Source organism: Wenjunlia tyrosinilytica (genome assembly GCF_014646055.1).
Classification (GTDB): domain Bacteria; phylum Actinomycetota; class Actinomycetes; order Streptomycetales; family Streptomycetaceae; genus Wenjunlia; species Wenjunlia tyrosinilytica.
The window spans coordinates 340,145-357,979 of sequence record NZ_BMMS01000003.1; the positions used below are offsets into that span (position 1 = coordinate 340,145).

The 17,835-nt window shown below is 72.5% G+C and carries 10 protein-coding genes, 1 tRNA gene and 1 pseudogene; 8 read left to right on the plus strand and 4 right to left on the minus strand.

The features are described from left to right. Nucleotides 1–111 precede the first annotated feature (111 nt). Both IEY86_RS05360 and IEY86_RS05365 read left to right on the plus strand, forming a co-directional pair. On the plus strand, nt 112–1,092 hold the full coding sequence (locus IEY86_RS05360; RefSeq protein ID WP_189130328.1) for an aldo/keto reductase: 981 nt from the start codon (nt 112–114) through the stop codon (nt 1,090–1,092). Next, a complete protein-coding gene (locus IEY86_RS05365) occupies nt 1,077–3,080 on the plus strand; it encodes a helix-hairpin-helix domain-containing protein (protein WP_444545847.1) in 2,004 nt (667 codons plus the stop codon). Before IEY86_RS05360 ends, IEY86_RS05365 begins: the two co-directional genes overlap by 16 nt. A 201-nt stretch (nt 3,081–3,281) precedes the next feature. Here the strand turns inward: IEY86_RS05365 and IEY86_RS05370 are convergent, their stop codons facing one another. Beyond that, on the minus strand, nt 3,282–3,905 hold the full coding sequence (locus tag IEY86_RS05370) for a hypothetical protein (protein ID WP_189130329.1): 624 nt from the start codon (nt 3,903–3,905) through the stop codon (nt 3,282–3,284). A gap of 47 nt (nt 3,906–3,952) precedes the next feature. On the opposite strand from IEY86_RS05370, the gene IEY86_RS05375 reads away from it, so the two are divergent. Next, on the plus strand, nt 3,953–4,138 hold the full coding sequence (locus tag IEY86_RS05375; RefSeq protein ID WP_189130330.1) for a DUF5703 family protein: 186 nt from the start codon (nt 3,953–3,955) through the stop codon (nt 4,136–4,138). A gap of 68 nt (nt 4,139–4,206) precedes the next feature. Here the strand turns inward: IEY86_RS05375 and IEY86_RS37775 are convergent, their stop codons facing one another. The 3 genes from IEY86_RS37775 to IEY86_RS05390 all read right to left on the minus strand — a co-directional run bounded on the left by IEY86_RS37775 (nt 4,207) and on the right by IEY86_RS05390 (nt 6,953). Beyond that, nucleotides 4,207–4,968 (minus strand): chaplin, encoded by a 762-nt coding sequence (locus IEY86_RS37775; protein WP_189130331.1) that lies wholly within the window; start codon nt 4,966–4,968, stop codon nt 4,207–4,209. A gap of 269 nt (nt 4,969–5,237) precedes the next feature. Continuing rightward, on the minus strand, nt 5,238–5,471 hold the full coding sequence (locus tag IEY86_RS05385; protein ID WP_189130332.1) for a chaplin: 234 nt from the start codon (nt 5,469–5,471) through the stop codon (nt 5,238–5,240). 156 nt (nt 5,472–5,627) lie between these two features. Further along, nucleotides 5,628–6,953 (minus strand): M20/M25/M40 family metallo-hydrolase, encoded by a 1,326-nt coding sequence (locus tag IEY86_RS05390; RefSeq protein WP_189130333.1) that lies wholly within the window; start codon nt 6,951–6,953, stop codon nt 5,628–5,630. 212 nt (nt 6,954–7,165) lie between these two features. Here IEY86_RS05390 and IEY86_RS05395 point away from each other — a divergent pair. The 5 genes and pseudogenes from IEY86_RS05395 to IEY86_RS05415 form a co-directional block, all read left to right on the plus strand. Further along, nucleotides 7,166–7,253, plus strand: a tRNA-Leu gene (locus IEY86_RS05395). Nucleotides 7,254–7,527: 274 nt separating this feature from the next. Next, nucleotides 7,528–9,027 carry an esterase/lipase family protein gene (locus IEY86_RS05400; RefSeq protein WP_229698164.1) on the plus strand — a complete coding sequence of 500 codons (1,500 nt, stop codon included), beginning with the start codon at nt 7,528–7,530 and terminating at the stop codon, nt 9,025–9,027. Between the two features lie 4 nt (nt 9,028–9,031). Then, nucleotides 9,032–13,465: a WD40 repeat domain-containing protein gene (locus IEY86_RS37500; RefSeq protein WP_189130334.1), complete on the plus strand. Its 4,434-nt coding sequence runs from the start codon at nt 9,032–9,034 to the stop codon at nt 13,463–13,465. Between the two features lie 81 nt (nt 13,466–13,546). After that, nucleotides 13,547–17,149: an NACHT domain-containing protein gene (locus IEY86_RS05410; RefSeq protein WP_189130335.1), complete on the plus strand. Its 3,603-nt coding sequence runs from the start codon at nt 13,547–13,549 to the stop codon at nt 17,147–17,149. 333 nt (nt 17,150–17,482) lie between these two features. Next, a pseudogene (locus tag IEY86_RS05415) lies at nt 17,483–17,835 on the plus strand (2-oxoacid:acceptor oxidoreductase family protein); the annotation flags it as partial.

Sequence of the window (17,835 nt, forward strand, 5' to 3'; positions counted from 1 at the left end):
CCTTACCCGTCAGTAACGTCGTTGTTGTCTCGGACCCTAGCGCGGCATGCCCGGCCAGGGAAACGTCTCCTCCGTCACGCGGACCTGTCCGGGCCAGTACTCTTCGCGAACATGGAGCGAAGGCACCTCGGCCGCACCGGGCTGCGCGTGTCGCGACTGGGTCTCGGCACACTGACCTGGGGACGGGACACCGGCGAGCACGACGCCGCCGACATGTTGAAGGTGTACCTGGATGCGGGCGGCAACCTCGTGGACACCGCGGACGTCTACAGCGACGGCGGGGCCGAGTATCTGCTCTCGCGGCTGCTGGACGGCATGGTCGCGCGCGAGGAGCTGGTGATCGCGACCAAGGCGGGCAGCGTCCCGGACCCCTACCGGCGCTTCGACGCCTCGCGCGGCCATCTGCTGAGCGCGCTGGACGCCTCGCTGGAGCGGCTGGGCACGGACTACGTGGACCTGTGGCAGGTGCACGCGTTCGACCCGTCGACGCCCACCGAGGAGACCCTCCAGGCACTGGACATCGCGGTCGCCTCGGGCCGGGTGCGCTACGTCGGCGTGTCCAACTTCAGCGGCTGGCAGCTCGCCAAGGCCGCCACCTGGCAACTGGCCGGAGCCTCGCGCACCACCGTGGCCAGTACCCAGATGGAGTACTCGCTCCTGCAGCGCGGGATAGAGCGCGAGGTGCTGCCCGCGGCGCTCGACCTGGGGGTGGGTGTGCTCCCCTCCTCGCCGCTCGGCCGGGGAGTGCTGACGGCGAAGTACCGTTACGCCACCCCGCCGGACTCACGCGGCGCCTCCGAGCTGCTGTCCGCCTTCGTCGAGCCCTATCTGGACGAGGGGTCGCGAAGGATCGTGGACGCGGTGGCGACGGCGGCCGACGGGCTGGCGGTCTCGGCGCTGCACGTGGCGCTGGCCTGGGTGCGGGACCGCCCGGGCGTGGTGGCGCCCATCGTCGGCGCCCGCAACGCGCTCCAGCTCGAGGAGGCTCTGTCGGTGGAGGCCCTTACTCTGCCCGAAGAGATCCGCTCGGCGCTGGACGACGTATCGGCGCCGCTGCACCGCTATCCCGATCAGGACTGGAGCACGCTCTGAGCACCGAACCCGCGGGCCCCGGCCCGCAGCAGGACTCACCGGACGGCGCGTCGCCGAGCACCACCGAGCGGCCGGCCGAAGCCGTGCGCGCGATCGGCGAAGGGCGGTCGCGGGGCGGTCCCGGCACCGAGGCGGGCGGGGCTCAGGAGAGCCCTCCGGACGAGGCACGCCCTGCCGCGGCGGTTTCCCGGGCACCGCGGGACGAGGCGTCGGCCGCCGCGCGTGCCGTACTGACCGAGGGCGGCGCGCCCGAGGCACTGGCGCGTCCCGCCGTGGACGCGCTCGGCGAGGGCGCCGCGCGCCTGCTGCGTGAGGATCCCTGGCTGGTGCTGTCGCTGCCCGGCGTGCGCGTCGAGCACGCCGACGGATTCGCCCGGGCGCTGCTGGGTCCGCAGGCCGGTCCCGGCGATCCCCGGCGGGCGCGGGCGCTGGTGGTGCGGCTGCTGGAGCGGGCCGCTCTGGAGGGGCACACCGCCGTGGAGGCGTCGAAGGTGCGCGCGGCGCTCGGGCAGCACTTCGTGCCGGACCCGGAGGAGGCGCTGCGCGAGTCCGTCTCCGACGGAAGCGTCCTGGTCTTCCAGGAGGAGGACCTCGACGGCCCGGCGGCGAGCAAGGCGTCCGAGGACGAGGAGCCGCCGATGCGTGTGCTGCTCGGGCTCGACCGCTACGCGCTGGCCGAGGAGAGCCTTGCCGACGGCCTGGTCCGGCTGCTGTCCACGCTGGACCCGGCCGCGCCGAAGGCCGACTGGGTGGGCGCGGCTCGGGAGGCCCCTTCCCCCTCGGCCGCCGATCTGATCCGGGCGGTGGCCGAGAGCGGGGTCGTCGTGCACACCGGCGGGGAGGCGGCGCGGGCGGAGCCCGCGGCGCTGGTGTCCGCCGCCCGGGGGCTGGGACTGCGCGCGTGGGCGGTGACGGCCACCGAGGACAGCCGGGCGCGGCTGGGCGGGCTCCTGGGCTCCGGGAACTCCGGGAACTCCGGGAACTCTGCGGACTCCGGGGACTCCGGGGACTCTGCGGACTTCCCGGAGGCGCTGGTGACCCTCCCGGGGCTGCTCTCGGGCTCGGGGGAGGGTCCGGAGCGGGCCGAGGACGGCAGCCTCGACGTCGATCTGCTCGTGGTGTGCGACGCGCCGAGGCTCGATGTGGAGGCCGCGGCCACCCTGGTGGAGTCGGTGCCGGACGGGGCACGGCTGGTGCTCAGCGGCGATCCAGGTGTGCTGTGGTCCGTGGGGCCCGGCCGGGTCTTCGCCGACCTGCTCGCCGCGAAGGTGTGCCCTCAGGTGGCCTCCCGCACCCCGGACCCGGGGCCGCTGGGGGAGCTGGTCTCGGGGATCGGGATCGGCGAGCTCACGGCGGTGGAGGCGCCCGAGAAGGAGATCGTGATCGTCCCGGTCCGCGACGCCGGAGAGGCGGTGCACCGGACCGTCCAGTTGGTGGCGGACTCCGTCCCCCGCGCCATCGGGGTGCCGTCCGAGCACACCCAGGTGATCACCCCCGGCCATGGCGGCGCGGCGGGCACCCGGGTGCTCAATGCGGCATTGAAGGAGCGGCTCAATCCCGGCCCCGGCCGGTTCGACGGCTTCGACCCGGGCGACCGGGTGGTGCACGTCCCGGCCCCGGGCACAGTGGTGCCCGCCAGGGTCGTCGGCGCCGACGAGGGCGGGTTGCGCCTGGAGAGCGCGGCCGGACCGGTCACGGTGGCCCGCGAGCATCTCGCCACGGTGCGGCACGCCTGGGCACTCACCGCCCACCAGGCGGCGGGGATGCGCTGGCCCGCCGTGGTGGCCGTACTGCCGGGTGACGCCGTCCAGGCGCTGGACCGGAGTTGGGTCTACACGGCGTTCGGAAGCGCCGCCCGGCACCTGTCGGTGGTGCACGGCGTGGAGCAGGCACTGCCGAAGGTGATCGCGCAGATCCCGGCGAGGGCTCGTACCACGCGGCTGCGGTCGATCCTGCGGGAGCAGCCCGTACCGCCGCAGGAGGGCTGAGACGGGCGCACGGACCGTCCGGACCGTCCGGACCGGTGCGGGCCCGGACGGGGCCCTGCACCTGGCAAGGGCTCCCGGCCGTCGGCGGTCGGCCGTCGGCCGCCACGGGTCAGGGGCCCCGGGCCGGCGGTCAGGGGGCTGCGGTCGGGGTTGGCAGCCGGGGGTTGGAGCCGGGGCGTCCCGGCCCAGTCAGCGGCCCGGTCAGCGGTCCGGGTCGAGGGCTTCGAGTTCGTCGTCGTACACGGCGCTGATGTCGAAGCGGCAGATCAGCAACTGCGGGTCCGCGTCGTCGAACGGGGAGGCCAGCCACTCCCCCGGCTCACTGGGCTCGGTGGCGGCCACCCACAGCGTGGAGTCGCCCTCCTCCAGCCCGAACTCCTCGTACCGGGAGGCGATCTCGTCCGGTTCGTACTCGCCGAAGAGGATGCCGATCGCGGCGTTCAGACTCTTGGCGGGCCCACTGCCGGAGTCGGCGACACGCGCGACCCGCGTGGCCTGGGCGAGCAGCCTGTCCGGCTCGGCCACCTGGTAGTCGCGGCGGATCAGGACACTGACGGCCTCGGGCTCCTCCGGGCCCTGGTATGCCGTGGAACTGCTCCCGGGTACCTCGAAAGGGGTCACCTCGTTGTAGACGACATCCAGAATCTCGTCGTAGGCGACCGCCGCTCCGGCGAGTGCGTCATAGGCGGCGATGACTTCGGCGTCGCCGCCACCGTCCTGCTCCGCGGCCCCCTCGATCGCGGCCAGATGGCGGTCCAGCGCGGCTTTGACCGCCTCGGCGGCGGTGCGTACCTCGGCAACGGTGGGCTGCGCGACATCAGACATGGTGCTGACGCTATCCGTACTGGGGCGTTGCCCGCACAATAGATTTGATGGCCGAGTATGAATTTCAGGAGCTCTACGTCCCACGGGGTGTCTCCCGGAACGCCGCACGGCAGTTGCTGACCGAGCACGCCGAGTACGGGCACTGGGAGTTGGACCGGCTGCGCCTGTACGCGGACGGCAGCCGCCGGGTGCGGTTGAGACGCAGGATCATCCGCACCGTGCGTACCTGGTAGGCGCGAGACGACGGAGCGGGCCCCCGCCTGCGCGGGGACCCGCTCCTTTACGGCCTGTGCCGTGGACCTCAGCCCTGGTAGGACCGCGCCCTGCGGTAGAGCACGGCCCCGCCGAGGAGCAGCGCGGCGCTGGCTCCGCCGAGCGCCCCGAGCGAGCCGGCACCGGTCTCCGCGAGCGTGCCCGGGGTCTTCGGAGGCGTCTGGGCCTGGTGCTGCGGAGGCGTCTTGGACCCGGGGACCTCCGGGATGCCCGGCTGACCGGGCTGCCCCGGTTGACCCGGCTGACCGGGCTGCCCCGGCTGACCGGGCTGGCCCGGCTGGCTCGGCTGACCTGGCTGCCCCGGCTGACCTGGCTGGCCCGGCTGACCGGGGTTCCCCGGGTTCTCCGGTGTGCCGTTGTGCTCCTCCACGTTCGAGCAGCTGTTGCCCAGCGTGGGGTTGAGGGCGCCGCCCCCGCTGACCGAGTTGCCGCAGGCGTTGACCGGCACGTCGATCGGCGCCTGGATGCTGTTGCCCGAGATGACGCCCGGCGAGCCCTTGGCCCCGCCACGGGCGTTCGCACCTGCGGACCCCTGGCCGCTGCTCCTGCTGATGTTGGCGCAGCGGTTGCCGATCGCGGGGTTGAGCACTCCGATGACATTCACGGTGTTTCCGCACACATTGACCGGGATGTGCACGGGGACCTGCACGTTGTTACCGGAGCCCACCCCCGGGGAGTTGACGGCGGCGCCGCTCGCTCCCGCATCGGCGTACGCCATGCCAGTGGCGGCGGCCAGCATGCCCCCTGTGGCCATCGCCGTGGCCAGGCCCTTCCTGGCGACCTGTCGCATAGATTCCCTGCCTTCCGGAAAAGCTCGCGGGACCTACGCCCGCATCGGAGTAACGGACAGAGGCACGAATAGGTTATGGCCAATATTCATTTCACCCGGTCGGGTGGCGTACTTTTCGAGTGACGCCCATTCGAGGCACGCGTACGCCCCGGAACGCATGGCGCGCGTTCCGGGGCAGCATTCAGCGGTGGACCGCAATGGGCCTCGGGCGGATCGCCGTCGTCCCGGTCGACCCGGTCGACCCGGTCGAGTGAGGCGAGTCAGTCGATTCAGTCGTTGGCGCAAACACTGCCGAAGGTCGGGTTCAGCAGGCCGACCACGCTCACGGTGTTGCCGCAGACGTTGACCGGCACATGTACGGGCACCTGGACATTGTTGCCGGAGACCACGCCGGGGCTGTTCACGGCGGCGCCCTGGGCACCCGAATCGGCGAAGGCCAGCCCGGCGCCGGCCAGCACGAAACCACCGGAAACAGCGGCCGCAGCGACGATCTTCTTGATCATAATTCCTCCTTGGCAGACACAAACGAATCCGGCCTCGACGACCTCGGATCCATATGACTGATCCAACGAAGAAGGGTGATTAGAGCTACGACCGTATAGAAAGCTTCACCCGTTCCGGGTGATATACGTACTGCCGAACGATTCGACAAGCGCCGATCAGCAGTTGTCGATAAAGCGATCGAGCACTCGTACGCCGAATTTCAGTCCGTCCACGGGCACACGCTCGTCGACACCGTGGAACATGCCGGCGAAGTCGAGCTCCGGCGGGAGCTTCAGCGGCGCGAAGCCGAAGCAGCGGATCCCCAGGTCGTCGAAGGACTTCGCGTCCGTGCCGCCGGAGAGGCAGTAGGGGACGGCCCGTGCGATCGGGTCCTCGGCCTTGAGCGCGGTCTGCATGGCCTCCACGAGGTCGCCGTCGAACCCGGTCTCGAGCGCCTTGTCCGCGTGCACGTCCTCGCGGCGCACCCGCGGCCCGAGGATGCGGTCGAGGTCGGCCAGGAACTCGTCCTCGAAACCGGGCAGGAACCGCCCGTCGACGTGCGCCGTGGCCTGGCCGGGGATCACGTTGACCTTGTACCCGGCACCGAGCATCGTCGGGGCCGCGGTGTTGCGCAGCGTGGCCCCGATGATCTTTGCGATGCCGCCGAGCTTGGCGAGTGTCGCGTCCATGTCCTCGGGGTCGAGCTCGACACCGAGGGCGTCGGAGAGCTCGTCCAGGAACGAGCGGACGGTCTTGGTCAGCCGGACCGGGAACTTGTGCCTGCCCAGCCGGGCCACGGCCTCGCACAGCTCGGTGATGGCGTTGTCGTTGTTCGTCATCGAACCGTGCCCGGCGGTGCCCTCGACCGTCAGGCGCATCCAGTGCATGCCCTTCTGGGCGGTCTCGATCAGGTACAGGCGCAGGTTCTCGTTGACGGTGAACGAGAAGCCGCCGACCTCGCCGATGGCCTCGGTGACCCCGTCGAACAGGTGCCGGTGGTTGTCGACGAGGTGCCGGGCCCCGTAGATGCCGCCCGCCTCCTCGTCGGCGAGGAAGGCCAGCACGATGTCCCGCGGGGGCCTGCGGCCCGAGCGCAGCCGGTCGCGGACGACGGCGAGGGTCATCGCGTCCATGTCCTTCATGTCCACGGCGCCCCGCCCCCAGACGCAGCCGTCCGCGATCTCGCCGGAGAACGGGTGGTGGGTCCAGTCGTCGGCGTTGGCCGGCACGACGTCGGTGTGGCCGTGGATCAGCAGCGCGGGCCGGGAGGAGTCCTCGCCCTCGATCCGGGCCACGGTGGAGGCCCGGCCCTGGTGGGACTCGATGATCTTCGGCTCGAGGCCGACCTCGGCGAGCTTCTCTGCGACGTACTCCGCGGCGGCCCGCTCACCCGGGCCCGAATGGTCCCCGTAGTTGCTGGTGTCGATCCTGATCAGCTCACGGCACAGATCCACAACCTCGTCCTGGCCGGTCACCGACGGCGCCGGGGTCGACTCGCTCACGCTGCCTCCTCGTTTCCGGGTCTCTCCCGGGTTTCGCGCTTCCGGGTGTCTGCGAGCGGCCACGGTTGTCCGCGGTCGTCCCCGCCATCCTCCCCCCTCACGCAACCCCGGCCCAAGGCCCTCCCGGGAGGCGAACGGCGGGTGATCGGCGGGCATCGTTTGTTTGCTATGGTTGACCGCGTCGTGGAGGGCAGGACCCCCCGGCACACCCGGTCCGGGTGGCGGAATGGCAGACGCGCTAGCTTGAGGTGCTAGTGCCCTTTATCGGGCGTGGGGGTTCAAGTCCCCCCTCGGACACCAGCAGGACCCCTGTTGAGCGGTTGAACAGGGGCTTCTTCGTTTTCCCGGCATCGTTTGGCGGTTGTTCTCGCGGCTTCGTTCGCGCGGCATTGCGGTCGCGGTTCTGCTGTCGCGGCTTCGTGCTCGCGGTTCTGCTGTCGCGGCTTCTCGCGGCGCTTTCGTCCCGCCGGGCGAGGCCGCGGCCGGGCGATCTTCCTCTGTTACCGGCGCGTCGCCGGTGCTGGGCGCTTACATTCGGCTTCCGGGTGTGGGCGAGCGGTGAGGGGGCCGGTCGGTGGCAGGGGTTCAGGGGGCACGGCCGGTCAGCCGGGACGCGGTGGTCGTGGTGCCCGGCATCATGGGCAGCGAACTGGTCGAGGTGGAATCGGGGCGGCCGCTGTGGGGGCTGCGGGATCCCCGGTGGTACGCGCAGGCGTGGACGACCGGGCGCAGCCTCGAGGCGCTGCGGCTGACGCCGGACGAGCGGGAGGGGCGGATCGGGCGGGTCAAGGCCGTGGGGCTTCTTCGGGCCCCCGCGTTCGCTCCCGTCCTACGTGGCTTCGAGCCCTACACCCCCCTGGTGACGGCCGTGCGCCAGGCGGTGGCCGGGCCCGGCGCGGTACTGGAGTTCGCCTACGACTGGCGTCTGCCCGTCGCCCTGAACGCCCGCCTGCTGGCCGACGCGGCGCAGGCGCATCTGGAGCGGTGGAGGGCCGCGGATCCCGCCAACGGCGGTGCCCGGCTGGTGATCGTGGCGCACTCGATGGGCGGTCTGCTCGCCCGGCACTTCACGGCGGTGCTCGCAGGCTCCGAACTGGTGCGGGAGACCGTGACCTTGGGGACCCCGTTCTACGGTTCGGTCAAGGCCGCCGTGCTCCTCAGCTCGGGGAAGGGTTCACCGCTGCCGCTGCCCCACCGCAGGCTGCGGGAGCTGGCCGCCACCCTGCCGGGGCTGCACGATCTGCTGCCCGGCTACCGCTGTGTGGACGAGGGGACGACCGCGCGGCGTCTGACCGAGGCCGATGTCGCGGCGCTCGGCGGCGACGCGGAGCTGGCCCGTGAGTCGTTCGCCTGGCGGGAGGAGCTGCTGGCGGCCGAGGAGGGTCCGCCCCTGGCACTGGTGGGGGACCTCCAGCACACCATGCAGTCGCTCACGCTCGCCGACGGAGTCGCGCGGGCCCATGGTTACACCTGCCATCTCAATGACGGGGGTGTGCTGGAACGGCTCGATCTGAGCGGTGACGAGACCGTGTACAGCGAGTCCGCCGCCCTGCCGGACTCGAACCCGGTCCATCTGCCGCAGACGCACAGCGGCTTGTGCCGGTCCGACGATGTGATGACGATCCTGCGAGCGGTGCTGGTGCGCCGGAGGAAGGGGCCCTCGCTGGCGGCCGAGGAAGGGGTGGGACTGCGGCTGCCCGATGTCGTTCGGCCCGCCGAGCCGTTGAGTGTCGTCGTGGACCACCGGGACAGCCCGGTCGGCGTGCGGTGCAGGGTCGTCGACGCCACGACCGGCCGGACCGTGGCACGGCCCCCACTGGTCGTCCGTGACGGCATTGTGCGTGCCTCGGTGGCCCTGCCGTCGCCCGGGCTGTACCGGGTGGAGGTCAAGGGCCGCGGGCTCTCCGAGGTCAGCCAACTCGTCATGGCCGCGCCCCTGGACCCCCACGTGTCCTCGGACCCCCATGTGTCCTCGGACCCCGGCGCGTCCTGGGACCCCCGCGCGTCCTCGGACCCCCGCGCGTCCCTGGGCCTCCGCGCGTCCCTGGACGGCGACGACTCCCTCGACGGATAGGACCATGGAGAGCGCGGACGGCTTCGCGTTGGTGTGCCTCCCGATCGACACGTACCGGGACGCGGGATACCCGGGCGTCCCGGCCGGCGAGGAGGCCGCGGGGATCGGTGAGTTGCTGGCACCGCTCGGTGCCCGGACGGACCAGTGGCGGGCCGCCGAGCACGAGCGGACGCTCGGCGCGGTGATCGCCCGCCTCGACGCCTGGTCGAGGCGGGCCGACGACGGCCCCTCGATGCTGTACTGGGTGGGGCACGGCGAGTCCACGGGGCAGGACGCGTGGCTCGCCGCGCACGACAGCACCCCGGACAGGGCGGTCACCGGCGTGCGTCCGCAGACCTTCGCCGACGCGATCGCCGACGAATGGCTCGAACGGGAGGCGGCCGGACCGGCCGCGTGGGCCGCCGTGGTGGTCGAGGCATGTGGGGCCGAGCGTTTCGTACAACTGGTCCTCAACCGCCTCACCGAGGAGGGCAACCTGCCCCAGCGTCTGGTCCTGGTGGGCTCCGGGGGCATGGGGGCCGGTGAACTCGGTGCCTTCCGCGCGCGTCTGCGGGAGGTGCTCGCGTCGTTCCCCAACAACGACGAGTCCATACCCGTGCACGAACTCTTCGGGCGCCTCGAGAGCGCGACCCTGCGCGTCCACGCCCTGCACATCCGCGACGTCCCACCGCTGCCGAATCCTCACCGCCTCCTGCCGGCGGCCGTCACGGCGCCCGTCGACACCCACGAAGAGCTCCAGGAGCTGCTGCGGCACCTGCCGCAGGACGAGCGCGGCCACTTCGTCCCGAAGGCGCAGGGCGCCGAGCACGGTGAGCTGTCGTGGTACTTCGAGGGCCGTGTGCGTGAACGGGCGGCCATCGCCGCGTGGTTGAGACGGGCGGGCTCGGGCATGCTGGTCGTCTGCGGCCCGGCCGGCGCCGGCAAGTCCGCGTTGCTGGGCAATGTGCTCATCCACACCAATGACCGGTTGCGGGAACTCCTCGTCGACCAGGGGCGTCTGACCCCGCTGCCCGAGGACGATCGACCGCCGTCCGGGGCTTTCGACGCCGTCCTGCATCTGGCCGGGGCGACGGTGGGGTCGCTGGTGGAGCGCCTGGCCGAGGCGATCGAGGCCAGTGAGTTGAGTGAGGGGCGTGAGTTGGGTGATGCCGACAGCCCGGACGGAGAAGCCGCCGACGGCCCGGGCGGGCCGTACAGGGACGCCCACGCCGGTGCCGACACCCCGGCCGACACCCCTGACGCGGTTCCGGACACCGAAACACCGCCCGGCCTCGACCGGATCCTCTCCCGGCTCGCGTCCCGCAGCCGCCCGTTCACGATCCTCGCCGACGCCCTCGACGAGGCCCAGGAACCCGGTGCCGTGGCCGCCGGAGTGCTGGGGCCGCTCTCCCGCCGGGGCGGGGTGCGCGTCCTCGTCGGCACCCGCCCCCGGGCGCAGGGCAGCGGACAGGACCTGCTCACAGCGCTCGGGGGCGGTCGCGACGCCGGTCCTGAACTGCTCCGCCTCTCCAACGATCCCGAGGCGGTGGCCGCCTTTGTCAGTCGTCGCCTGCGGCAGGCCGAACGGGAGGACAGGATCAAGCTCCCCTCCGGCGTCCTGGAGCGCGTGACCACGGCGATCCGTGGCCACGACCGGGAGTTCCTCTTCGCCCGACTCGCCGTCCACGAGATCCTCGCCCGCCCCGGTCTGCTCACCGAACCGGGACTCACCGCCCTGACGCGCCTGCTGACACGTGATCACCGCGGCCTGTTCGCCCTCGCCGTGGCGCGGCTCGACGAGGAGTTCCCGTGGAGCGTCCCCCTCCTGCGGGCGCTGTCCCTGGCGCTCGGCCGCGGGCTGCCGCGCGCCGAACGGATCTGGGGCCGGATCGCCGAGGCGGTCGCCGACGGGAAGCTCGGCGCTCCCACGGAGGAGGACGTCGACCGGCTGCTGCGGATCGCCTCGCCCTACGTCCTGCTGGACACCGAGGACGGCCGCAGCGTCTACCGCCTGGCCCACCGCACGTTCCAGGAGCACTTCGAGACGGGCGAGGCGGCCCGGACCGGCAGGACCGACAGGACCAACAGGACCGACAAGGCAGACAGGACCGACAAGGCAGGCGGGACGGGCGGGACCGACGGGGTCGACAAGGCAGACGGGGCCGACGGCCACACAAGGGCCGCTCGGGCCCTGCTCGCCGCCGCCCGTGAAGCCCTGCCCGCTCCCCCCGACCCGTACATCGTCCGCCATCTGTCCGGGCATGTGGCCCGCGCCGGCGTATGGGGCGAACTCGCTGCGCTGCCCAGGGTTCTGGACCGCCTCGACCCCGGCGCGGTGGCCGCCGACGCCGTGCGCGGCGCCTTCGGGCGCGCTGTCCTTCCGCCCGAGATCGCGGCCGTGATGTCCGCCCACCAACGGCTTCAGGCACTCACGCCGAGGGAGCGTGCGGCCCAGCGCGAGGTCACGATGACCCGGCACACCCCGGCCGAGGCCCTGGCGCGGGCGCTGCGCAGCCCCGACCGCGAGCCCGTGGTCGCCTGGGCCTCGACGTCGGCGTTCCCCGCGCACTTGAGCATGCGGGGTCACGACGGCGTCGTTCAGGCACTGGCGCGGCTGGCTCCCGACGACGGGCGGATCCTGCTCGCCTCCGCCGGAAGCGACGGAAGCGTCCGGCTGTGGGACCCGCCGGCCGCGCGCCCCGTCGGTGAGCCCCTGCGTGGGCACCGCGGCGGGGTGCTGGCCCTGACCAGTGTGCGCACGGGGGACGGGCGGGTGCTGCTGGCCTCGGGCGGATCGGACACCACCGTGCGGCTGTGGGACCCGGTCTCGGGCACCGCGGTCGGCGAACCGCTGGACGGCCATCGCGGCGGTGTCCGCGCGCTGGCGCGCATCGCGCTGCCGGACGGCGGGACGCTGCTGGCCTCGGGCAGCGGGGACGGCACGATCCGACTGTGGGATCCCGGGTCCGGGCAGCCGCTCGAGCGCCCCGCCCTCGTCCACGGCGGGCCCGTGCGTGCTCTCGTGCGCGTTCCGTCGGAGCCCGGTCGGGTCCTGCTCGCCTCGGGAGGCGAGGACGGAACCGTGCGGTTCTGGGACGTGCTGAACGGTCGCCCCGCGGCCGAGACCGGGCGGGGCCATATCGGCGCCGTGCTGGCTCTCGCGCCGCTGGTGACCGAGGACGGACGGGTCGTCCTCGCGTCGGGCGGGGACGACGGCACGATGCGGCTGTGGTCGCCGGGCACGGGTCGGCCGAGCCGTCGGCGGCTGCGTCCTGGGCACGGTGTCGTGCACGCCCTGGCCGGGGTCCGGCTCCCGGACGGCCGGACCGCGGCGGCGTCGGGGGGCGCGGACGGGACGATCCGTATCGGCTCGGTGGAGTTCGGCGGCCGGGTCGGCACGCTCGGCCACGGCCGCGCGGGGGCGGTGCACGCGCTGGAGGAGCTTCGGCTGGACGACGGACGGGTGTTCCTGGCCTCCGGGCACGAGGACGGCGGCGTACGGCTGTGGAATCCCTCCGACGCGCGGCCCGCGAGCAGGCGCCGCACCGGCTCCCGGGCGCTGGCGGGGCTCGAACTGCCCCACGGACGCCATGCGGTGGCCATCGGGTACGGCGACGGCACGGCCCGGCTGGCCGACGCCAGGACGGGAGCCCGCCTGCACAAGGCGTGGGGCGCCCGGGACGGCTCGGCCCTGTCGCTGGCGTCCGTCCGGCTGGCCGACGGCCGCCACGCCCTCGCGACCGGGCACCGGGACGGCTGCGTGAGGATGTGGGATCCGGCCACCGGTGAGCGGTGCGGACCCACGCTGCCCGGGTGCGGTGCCGCCGTCCGGGTCCTGGCCGAGCTGCGGCTTACGGAGGCGGACACCCTTCTGGCCGCCGGGTGCGACGACGGCTCGGTGCACCTGTGGGACACCGCCTCCGGTCGGACGAGGGGCGCACCGCGCACCGCGCACCGCGGGTGGGTGCGGGCGCTGTGCGGGGTCGAGGCGCGCGGCGGCTCCATGCTGCTCTCCGGCGGTGACGACGGTGCGGTGCGCCGCTGGAACCCGGCGACCGGCGGGGCTGTCGGACCGGCCACACACTGCTACCGGGGAGCCGTCAGGGCCCTGGTCCCCGTCCCGTTCCCCGGAGGGCGCACGGTCCTGGCCTCGACGGACGGGCACGGCATCGGGCTGCTCGACCCGTTGACGGGCCTGCGGGTGGGCTGGATCGGGGCGGGCCGCGTCGAGCTGCTGCGCACCCTGGCCCTCGTCCCCGTCCCGGGTGGGCGGGCCCTGCTGGCGTCCGGTGGGGAGCACGGCAGCCTGCGGCTGTGGGACCCGGTCGAGGCGGCCACGGTGACGCGGCTGTTCATGTCGGAACCCGTGCACGCGATGGCCGCGGCGGGCAACCGCCTGGTCGTGGCCCATGAATCGGGGGTGGTGGCCATCGGTGTCACCGAACTCCTGGGCCTGTGACGGGCCTGCCACGCGGACGAAGAGGGAAGCCACACAGGAAGGCCCCCGCGCGGTTCGGGGCGAGCACACCGGGGGGAACGCATGTCCGCGGAACGATTCGACCGCCTGGCCGAGGTAGTTGTCGTCTCGGCGATCACCATCGCCGAGCCGCAGTGCCGTGAGCATGTGCGCACGCCGGCCGACACAGCGGCGGTTCTGCTCGGCGAACAGGGCGACCGGCGTCTGCGCCGGGAGCTGACGCTCGGCGTCGAGACCGCCTGCCTCCAACTGGCCCGCTGCCTCGAGGCCTTCGACGCGGTGGGGCCCAGGCGGATGGCCGAGGGCGGGAAGGACGCCGCGGTCGACGCCGTCCACGCCGGTGTCGCCGAGCTGGCGCTGACCCCGGCGGAACTGGTGGACCTGCGCATGCGGGGCGAGAACGTCGCCACCCGCCTGCGTCCGCGCACCGTCCAGCGCTGGCGTGACGCGGAACTGGACGCCCAGGCGCAGGAGTACGGCCAGCTTTTCCTGCACCAGGCGGCGGAGTACACGGTCTCGATGGCGACCCGGCTGGCGTCGGCGCTGCAGAACCGGGCGCAGCGGCAGCCACGCGCCGTCGCAGACGCGGTCCTCGAGTGCCTCCGCGACAGCATCGACACGTTCATGGTCCCCCGGCAGCGCGCCGAGGTGTCGGCGGAGGTCAGCCTCTTCGAGGCAAGGTATCTGACCGACATCCTGCAGACCCACGGCTATATGGAGCTGTTCGGCATCGATGTGCCGGAGAGCTTTCGCCGCCAGCCGGTCGACATCGGCTACATCAGCCTGCTCTCCTCCGTCCCCGACCGCCGGACGTCGGGCAGGGACGCGCTGATGCGGGTCGACGCGGCCGTGGCCGAAGCCTCCAAGCCCATGAGGGACACCCGGAACCGGATTCCGGGCCTGCGCCCGGTCTCCGGGGACGAGGACGAGGGCCCGGAGCAGGTGCGCATCCTCATCACGGGGGCACCGGGGTCGGGGAAGACGACCGTCACCCAGTGGCTGGCGGTACGCGCCGCGAGGCGCGACTTCCCCCAGACGCTGGAGGCCTTCCAGGGCCTCGTACCGTTCGTGGTGCAGTTGCGCCACCTCTTCGTCGGGTCGAGGCAGGCACAGCCCTCCGTGACGGATCTGGCGAGGATCGGCTCGCACCGTGTGGGCAATGTGCCGGACGACTGGATCGAGGCGCAGTTGCGCGGCGGCAACGCGCTGCTGGTCTTCGACGGCCTCGACGAGTTGGTCCCCCTCCCCCACCGCCGGGACGCCCAGACGTGGATCGCCTCCTTGATGGCGCGGTACCCGGAGGCCAAGTTCATCGTGACCTCGCGTCCGGAGGCGCTGGACACACGCTGGTTCTCCGAGCGGAGCTTCCGCCGGCTCACGCTCCAGCCGATGCGGGACGCCGATGTCCGCCGATGCGTGCGGCACTGGTTCAGCTACCTGCTGAAGACCAGTCCGTCCAACGCGAAGCGGGTCTACAAGGGGCGGCGTGAACGGCTGCTCGGCCACATCGCGGAGCGGCGGTCGGTGAGCGACCTGGCCGAGACACCGCTGCTGTGCGCGATGCTCTGCGCCTTCTACGCCTCGAACCTGTCCGACGACGTCCCCAAGAGCAGGGCGAACCTGTACGGGAAGGTCGTCAAGGCCCTCCTGGACGCCCGCGACAGGCAGCGCGGAGTGCCGGGTGCGGGCCATCGCATCGAGCAGACGGACAAGGAGTACATCGTCCAGGCCATCGCCCGCCACATGGCCGACAACGCCGTCTCCAGCCTGCGGATCCAGCCCCTGGCCGTCCTCGACGAGCGGTACGCGACCACGTGGAGCGAGCTTCAGTCGTTCGAGGCCAACCGGGGGGCCACGGTCCGCGAGATCCTCACCCACCTGATGGACACCTTCGCCAGCCCCCGCCTGGGCCTGGACGACGCCCTGGAGTACGTCGTCGAGCGCAGCGCGGTCCTGCAGCGGGTGGGCCCGAACGAGGTGCAGTTCGCCCACCGCACCTTCCAGGAGTACCTGGCCGCGTGCGACTACGTCGACCGCGGGGAGGCCCCTCGGCTGGTGGAGTACATCAGGTACGACGACGCCCAGTGGCAGCGGATCCTGGTCTTCGCGGCCGCCAAGTCGTCGCGCCGGGACGCCAGTGTGCTGGTGCGCGACCTGGTCGCCGAGGCCACCGCCGCATCGTCCGGCCGCCGCCGCGACCTCCTGCTGCTGATCGCGGAGTGCGTGAGCGCGACGAGCGTCGAGCCCGGGGTCGCGCGGTCCGTGCGCACGCTCCTGACCGAGATCCTTCCGCCCCGCTCACGCGAGGAGGCCAGGATGCTCGCCGGTGTGGGCGACCACATCCTCAACTGGCTGGCCGGGCACACCGGTGACCCCGCCACGATCGAGGCCTGCGTCTTCGCGGCCGGCTGCATCGGCGGCCCGGAGGCCATGGCCCTGATCGCCGACTACGCGGCCGAACTCGGCCGCGCCGGCCGGCTGCCCGCGTGGGCGAGGGAGTTGTTCTGCGAGATGTGGGACCGGTTCGACGCCGTGGAGTACGCCCAGCGGGTGCTCGGCGAGATCGACTTCGGCGCCGAGACGCTGCGCGTCGACACCGCGCACAAGGTCCCCGCGGTCGGCGCGCTGAAGCATGTCCGCCGGCTGTCGGTCGGCATCGAGAAGGGAACGTGCGAGGCGGACCCGCGGACCTGGGCGGGCCTGAGCGCCGTCGAGGTGCTCGACTGCACCGGCTTCCGGTATCTCGAGCGGCTGGACGGTCTGGAGCACCTGACCACGCTCCGCCAACTGGGCCTGCGCGTGGGGCCGCTCGTGCGGGACTACGGCCCGCTGGGCCGGCTGTCCGGCCTGGAACGGCTCCATCTGGTCAACTGCCGCCATTTGGAGGACCTGGGCTTCCTCGCCGGACTGCCGAATCTCTCGGTGCTCTGCCTGGAGGGCTGTTCACGCGTCACGGACTGGTCGCCGCTTCGCGGCCTCACCGGGTTGCGCACCCTGCGGATCAGCGGCGGAACGATGAAGGACCTGGACTTCTGCCGTCCTCTCACCGAGCTGCGGAGCCTGCGTGCCGAGCCCGACGACGGTCTGGGCGACACCTCGGGGGTCGAGGACTGCCGGGATCTGTGGCGGCTGCATCTGCGGCTGGGCAAGGCCCCGCGGCCCCCGGTGGTGCTGCCCGACCCGGAGGCCGGGTGGCTGCGCGACGTCTGCCTGTCGGGGTCGGTCGGCGCGGCGGACCTGGAGGCGGTCGCCCGCCATGAGCGGCTGCTCCGTCTGCGCGTGGAGAACCCGGTCGACCTTGACTCGCTGGGGCCCCTGACACCGCTGAAGCGACTGGAGACCCTGGAGGTCGTCGACGCCCGGCAGTTGCGGGACTGCGCCGGGCTGGAGAACTGGCCGGAGCTGAAGTCCCTGGATCTGAGCGGATCGAGCATCGACAACATGGATCCGGCGGCGGGTCTGACCCGGCTGGAGAAGGTCGGCCTCGCGCGATGCCCCTTCCTGACCGACCTCACGGCGCTGCTGTCCTTGCCGGTGCTGCGCCATGTCGATCTCGAGGAGAACGTCGGATGGCTGCCCCTCGATGTCATCGAGGCGCTGCGCGACGTCAAGCGGGTGCGCGTGGAGTTCGACTCGTACCTCAATGTGGGGCACGCCGGCGCGTGATCTTCTGGCGTCACGGGCACGCCGCGGGATTCGGCGCGCCCCGGTTGAGGCGCCACCAGGTGGGCCGTCGGGCGGTGCCGACGGCCCATCCCGGTTTTTCACGCACGGTAGGTGTCTGCATCACTTCTTGACCCGCCCTCTAGCCCTGTTCCCGAAGCTTCCAGCGGCTCGGCCGCCCAGCGAGGAGCACGTTCCCGTCCGCTTCGTCGGGCAGCCGCGACAGGCAGCCCGGGGGAGCACCGGCCATCGGTTCGACCAGTCCTCCCCCCGGCCCCACGCAACCCACCGCGCAGGGCCTCGAGGAGGTCGAGACAGTTGAGCAGCTCAGTCGCTCGAACCAAGCAGGTGAAGCGCCTCGATCGGGTGATCATCCGGTTCGCCGGCGACTCCGGTGACGGTATGCAGTTGACCGGGGACCGGTTCACCTCCGAGACCGCGTCGTTCGGCAACGACCTGTCGACCCTGCCGAACTTCCCCGCCGAGATCCGAGCCCCCGCGGGCACCCTGCCGGGCGTCTCCTCCTTCCAGCTCCACTTCGCCGACCACGACATCCTCACCCCCGGCGACGCCCCGAACGTCCTGGTCGCAATGAACCCCGCCGCACTGAAGGCCAATCTGCCCGACCTGCCGCGCGGCGCCGAGATCATCGTCAACACCGACGAGTTCACCAAACGCGCCATCGCCAA